General features: G+C 68.9%; 6 protein-coding genes. 5 read left to right on the forward strand and 1 reads right to left on the reverse strand.

The features are described from left to right. From recG to VNJ47_08565, 3 genes are all read left to right on the forward strand, one after another. Positions 1-1,640 (forward strand): ATP-dependent DNA helicase RecG (gene recG / locus VNJ47_08555; protein ID HXG28886.1); only part of this gene is annotated, 1,640 nt, incomplete at its 5' end. 124 nt (positions 1,641-1,764) lie between these two features. Beyond that, positions 1,765-2,631, forward strand: coding sequence for a 4-hydroxybenzoate octaprenyltransferase (ubiA, locus tag VNJ47_08560; protein ID HXG28887.1), 867 nt, complete (start codon positions 1,765-1,767; stop codon positions 2,629-2,631). Positions 2,632-2,757: 126 nt separating this feature from the next. Then, the gene (locus VNJ47_08565; protein HXG28888.1) at positions 2,758-3,699 is read left to right on the forward strand and encodes a DegV family protein; all 942 of its coding nucleotides are present in this window, start codon (positions 2,758-2,760) and stop codon (positions 3,697-3,699) included. A gap of 61 nt (positions 3,700-3,760) precedes the next feature. On the opposite strand, the gene VNJ47_08570 is transcribed toward VNJ47_08565, so the two are convergent. Further along, a complete protein-coding gene (locus VNJ47_08570) occupies positions 3,761-4,549 on the reverse strand; it encodes a ComF family protein (GenBank protein ID HXG28889.1) in 789 nt (262 codons plus the stop codon). A 54-nt stretch (positions 4,550-4,603) separates the two neighbouring features. Between VNJ47_08570 and bioB the strand changes: the two genes are divergently transcribed. Beyond that, a complete protein-coding gene (gene bioB / locus VNJ47_08575; GenBank protein ID HXG28890.1) occupies positions 4,604-5,638 on the forward strand; it encodes a biotin synthase BioB in 1,035 nt (344 codons plus the stop codon). Beyond that, a partial coding sequence (locus VNJ47_08580; GenBank protein HXG28891.1) for an 8-amino-7-oxononanoate synthase occupies positions 5,611-5,791 on the forward strand: 181 nt, incomplete at its 3' end. The genes bioB and VNJ47_08580, both read left to right, overlap by 28 nt.

Consider the following 5,791-nt stretch of genomic DNA (forward strand, 5'->3'; position numbering starts at 1 on the left):
TGTATCCCGCCACCGCCGGCCTGCAGCAGGGCCGGCTGCGCAGCCTCATCAGCCAGGCGCTGCGCGCGCTCGAGCATCCCGACGCGCTGCCGGACCTGCTCCCGGACGAGGTGCTGATCGACCGCCGCCTGCCGCGCCTGCTGGAGTCGCTCAGGCTGCTGCATGCGCCGCCGGTGGACGCCGATATCGCGGCGCTGCTGGCCGGCCGACATCCGGCCCAGCGCCGCCTGGCCTTCGAGGAGCTGCTGGCGCAGCAGCTCGGCCTGCGCCAGCTGCGCCGGCAGGTGCAGAGCGAGCGCGCGCCGCCCTGCGCGGGGGACGGCCGCCTGCGCGAGCGCTTCGTCGCGGCGCTGCCTTTCGCGCTGACCGCGGCGCAACGCAAGGTGGGGGAGGAAATCCTCGCGGACCTGGCGCGCGAGCGCCCCATGCTGCGGCTGGTGCAGGGCGATGTCGGCGCCGGCAAGACGGTGGTGGCGGCACTGGCGGCGCTGGCAGCCATCGAGTCCGGCCGGCAGGTGGCGCTGATGGCGCCGACCGAGCTGCTGGCCGAGCAGCACCACCAGAATTTCGCGCGCTGGCTGGCGCCGCTGGGCGTGCCGCTGGCATTGTGCAGCGGGCGGCAGGGCAAGGGCGAGCGCCGGCAGGTGGCACAGGGCCTGGCGCGCGGGGACATCGCGCTGGCGATCGGCACCCACGCGCTGTTCCAGGACGACGTCGAATTCGCGCGGCTCGGCCTGATGATCGTGGACGAGCAGCATCGTTTCGGCGTGCACCAGCGGCTGGCACTGCGCGCCAAGGGCATGCAGAACGGCCTGCACCCGCACCAGCTGGTGATGACGGCGACGCCCATCCCGCGCACGCTGGCGATGAGCCTGTACGCCGACCTCGACGTCTCCGTCATCGACCAGCTGCCGCCGGGCCGCACGCCGGTGACGACGGTGGCGCTGCCCGACACGCGCCGCGCCGAGGTGCTGGAACGCGTGGCCGCGGCCTGCCAGGCCGGGCGCCAGGCCTACTGGGTGTGCACGATCATCGAGGAATCCGAGACGCTGGCGGCACAGGCGGCGGCAGACACGGCCGAGCATTTGCGCCAGGAGCTACCGCAGCTGCGCATCGGCCTGGTGCACGGGCGGCTCAAGCCCGCCGAGAAGGACCGCCTGATGCGTGCCTTCAAGGCCGGCGACGTCGATTTGCTGGTCGCCACCACCGTGATCGAGGTGGGCGTGGACGTGCCCAACGCCTCGCTCATGATCATCGAGAATGCCGAGCGGCTGGGCCTGTCGCAGCTGCACCAGCTGCGCGGCCGCGTGGGGCGCGGCGCCGCGCACAGCCACTGTGTGCTGGTCTACCATCCGCCGCTGACCGAGATGGCCGAGGCGCGCCTGCGCGTGCTGCGCGAGACCACCGACGGCTTCGTGATCGCCCAGCGCGACCTGGAGCTGCGCGGGCCGGGCGAGATCCTCGGCACGCAGCAGACCGGCCTCGCGCGCCTGCGCGTGGCCGACCTGCTGCGCGACGCGCCGCTGATCCCGGCGGTGCAGGCCGCCGCCGACCGCATGCTCGACCGGCACCCGGAACGCGTGCCGCCCTTGCTGCGGCGCTGGCTGGGCGAGCGCGGCGGCCAGTACGCCAGCGTGTGAGCAGACATGGAACAGGATGGCCAGGACTCAACAAGATGAACAGGACAAGCAGTTTTGGGTTTCAGGAATGAATCCATTCTGGCTGTCCTGAAAAATCCCGTTAATCCTGTTCTATTCTTCAGTTATGAATGCAAAACCGCCCGGCCGTCTGCGCGAATACGCACTGTTGATGCGGCTCGACAAGCCGGTCGGCATTGGGCTGCTGCTGTGGCCGACGCTGTGGGCGCTGTGGATCGCTGGCGAGGGCCGGCCCGATCTGAAGGTGCTGGTCGTGTTCGTGCTCGGCGTGGTGCTGATGCGCTCGGCCGGCTGCGTGATCAACGACTACGCCGATCGCGGCTTCGACCCGCACGTGACGCGCACCAGGGACCGGCCGATTGCCGCCGGGCGCGTCAGCCCGCGCGAGGCGCTGGTGCTGTTCGCGCTGCTGTGCCTGGCCGCATTCGCGCTGGTGCTGACGCTGGACTGGCTCACCGTCGCGCTGTCGGTGCCGGCCGTACTGCTGGCGGCCAGCTACCCGTTCATGAAGCGCTGGACCTACCTGCCGCAGGCCTATCTCGGCATCGCCTTCAGCTGGGGCATCCCGATGGCCTTCGCGGCACAGACCGGCGGCGTGCCGGCGCTGGCCTGGTGGCTGTTCGCCGCCAACCTGCTGTGGGCCGTTGCCTACGACACCTTCTACGCGCTGGTGGACATCGCTGACGACCGGCGCATCGGCGTGAAGTCCTCCGCGATCCTGTTCGGCTCCGCGGTGCGCCCGGTCACCGCGCTGCTGCAGCTGCTGGTGCTGGGCTGCCTGGCCTGGGTGGGCATACAGAGTGCGCAACCGCCGCTGTTCTACGCCGGGCTGGCGGTGGCGGCGGGTTGCGCGCTGTACCAGCAGTGGCTGATCCGCGCGCTCGAGCCGACGGCCTGTTTCCGCGCCTTCCGCAACAACAATCTGTTCGGTGCCGCCGTGTTCGTCGGCCTGTTCGCGGGTAGTATTTTTTAAGGAGGCACGCTCCGCGCCTGCCACAAGCCCGCGCGACGGTGTTACCCTCGGGCTACGCAAAACACGACAAGCGGTTACAGACGGGCGCCAGACCGGTCCAGACCGCGGTGCGGAGAGGAAAGAGCGATGCGAATCGGGATTGTGACCGACGCCACCTGCGACCTGCCAAGCGATTTCATCAAGGCGCACGACATCGAGATCCTGCCGGTGACGGTGCGCCTCGGCGACAAGGTGTTCGTCGACGAGCGCGATTTCGACACCTACATGTCCTTCTACGAGGGCGGCTGGGGCGACAAGTTTCACGACGCCGAGACCGCACCGTTCACGGTCGAGCAGATCCACGACGTGTTCCTGCAGAAGCTGGTCAAGAAGTTCGACTACGTGTTCTGCGTCACGGTGTGGAAGGACCGCAGCAAGATCTTCGAGAACGCGACCAAGGCCTCGTTCGCGATTCTGCGCGACTACCGCAAGGTGCGCGCCGAGGCCGACATCAAGGGCCCGTTCTCGATGCGCGTGATCGACAGCAATACGCTCGGCCCCGGCATCGGTGTGGTGGTAGCGGAGATCGCGCGCCTGATCCAGGAGGGCGTGCCGCACGACGCTATCCGCCGCCAGGCTGATACCATCGTCAGGAACACCTGCGCGCTGCTGGCGATCGACGACCTGGCCGTGGTGCGCGCGCGCGCCACCAAGCGCGGCGAAAAGAGCATCGGTCTGGGGGCCTACCTGCTGGCCAACGCGCTCGACATCAAGCCGATCATGCGCCGCTACCACGACGTCAACGAGCCGATCGCCCGCGTGCTCGGTTTCGACAAATGCTGCGAGCGCATGTTCGAGATCGCCTGCGAGCAGATCTACCACCGCATCACCTCGAGCTACGTGGTGGTCGCCTACGGCGGCAATCCGAGGGAGATCGAGCACTACGAGGGCTACAAGAAGCTCAAGGAAGTCTGTGCGCTCAAGGGCGTCGAGCTGCTGACCGCGGTGTCGAGCATGAGTCTGTCGGTCAACATCGGCCAGGGTGGCCTGGCGGTGGCCTGGGGCACCGATGAATGGAAAGCGTCATGAAGAAATGGACAGGATAAACAGGATTTTCAGGGTCAACAGGAAAGAATCCTTCTTTCTCGCTTTACGTTTTCTCGGTTCGCGCCAGGCACCAGACGCTGATTTCGCGCGCACCGGCCCGGCGCAGCACCCGCGCGGCCTCGGCGACGGTGTGGCCGGTAGTCACCACATCGTCGAACAGCGCGACATGCTGCCCGGTGAGCGGGCGATCGCAGGCGAAAGCCCCGCGCACGTTGCGGCGTCGTGCACCAGCGGGTAGATCCGACTGCGGGCGGGTGGCTTTCACGCGCCGCAGGCTGCTGCAGTCCGGCTCCAGTCCCAGGCGCCGCGCCGCCGGGCGCAGCAGCTCCAGCGACTGGTTGAAGCCGCGCCACATCAGCCGCCGCGGGTGCAGCGGCATCACCACCAGCACGTCCGGGCGCGGCAGCTCGCCGCGCGCCAGCGCCTGTTCCAGCGCCTCGGCCAGCAGCGCTGCGAGCAGGCGCCGGTTCGCCAGGCGCGCGCCGAACTTCAGCCGGCGGTGCAGCCAGCGCAAGGGACCGGTATAGACGTAGGCCGACCAGGCCCGGGCATAAGGCGGCGGCTGCGGAAGGCAGTCGGCGCAGACGGTGCCCGCGGGGCAGGCGGTCGGCAACGGCAGGGCGCAACGCGGACAGGCATGCCGGTTCCAGGGCAGCTCTGCGCGGCAGCCGGGGCAAAGATCCAGGCCGGCATGCCCGCGGCCGCCGCAGAGCACGCATTCGCGTGGATAGACCAGATCCGCCAGGATGTCCGGCGTGTGGCGAATTTTTAACCAGATATCCAGATTCGGCTTCCTTGCCAGTTGACAACTTGCAGGGTAGGGGCTGACCATTGCCCGGTCCGCCCGGCTGCCTGCCGGGCACATATTAATCACGGGGATTCCGCGGTGCCTACTGCCACGACTGTCGGCGATATCCGCCACGACTGGACTTCTGCCGAGGTGCAGGCGCTGTTCGCGCTGCCGTTCATGGAGCTGCTGTTCCGCGCGCAGGCGGTGCATCGCGCGCATTTCGACCCGAACGCGGTGCAGCTGTCGACCCTGCTGTCGATCAAGACCGGCGCCTGCCCGGAGGATTGCGCCTACTGTCCGCAGAGCGTGCGTTACGACACCGGCCTGAAGAACGAGCCGCTGATGGACCTCGAGGCGGTCAAGGCCGCGGCCGCGCAGGCCAAGGCCGCCGGCGCCAGCCGCTTCTGCATGGGTGCGGCCTGGCGCAGTCCCAAGGACCGCGACCTCGAGAAGGTCGTCGAGATGGTGGCGGCGGTGAAGGGGATGGGCCTTGAGACCTGCATGACGCTCGGCATGCTCAAGCCGCAGCAGGCGCAGAAGCTGGCCGCCGCGGGCCTGGACTATTACAACCACAACATCGACACCTCGCCGGCGTATTACAAAGAGATCATCACCACGCGCAGCTTCGAAGACCGACTCGACACGCTCAACAACGTGCGCGCGGCCGGCATGAAGGTCTGCTGCGGCGGCATCGTCGGCATGGGCGAGCGGCCCGCCGATCGCGTCGAGCTGCTGCGCACGCTGGCCAACCTGCCGCAGCATCCCGAGAGCGTGCCGATCAACAACCTGGTGCAAGTGCCGGGCACGCCACTGAACGGCGCGGAAAGGCTCGACCCCTTCGACTTCGTGCGCACGATCGCCGTGGCGCGCATCCTGATGCCGGCCTCGCACGTGCGCCTGTCGGCCGGGCGCCAGCAGATGAGCGACGAGCTGCAGGCGCTGTGCTTCTTCGCCGGCGCCAACTCGATCTTCTATGGCGAAAAGCTGCTGACCACCGGCAATCCCGACCACCTGCGCGACCAGCAGCTGTTCGCGCGCCTCGGCCTGCGGGCCGACCGCGAGCCCGCGGATGAGGCCGCGCCGCCAGGCTGCGGCGGGGCCGCATGCGCCCGGAACCGGCCCGCCGCCTGACGCCTGCGCCGGACAGCGCGCTCACGCGTTTCCTGCGCGCGCAGCTGGAGGCCGTGCACGCGCGCAAGCTGTTCCGCCGGCGCCGCATGGTGAGCGGCGCGCACGCGGTGCAACTGCGTGCGGACGGGCAGACCTGCGTCAATTTCTGCAGCA

It is taken from the genome of Nevskiales bacterium, from assembly GCA_035574475.1.
Classification (GTDB): Bacteria; Pseudomonadota; Gammaproteobacteria; order Nevskiales; family DATLYR01; genus DATLYR01.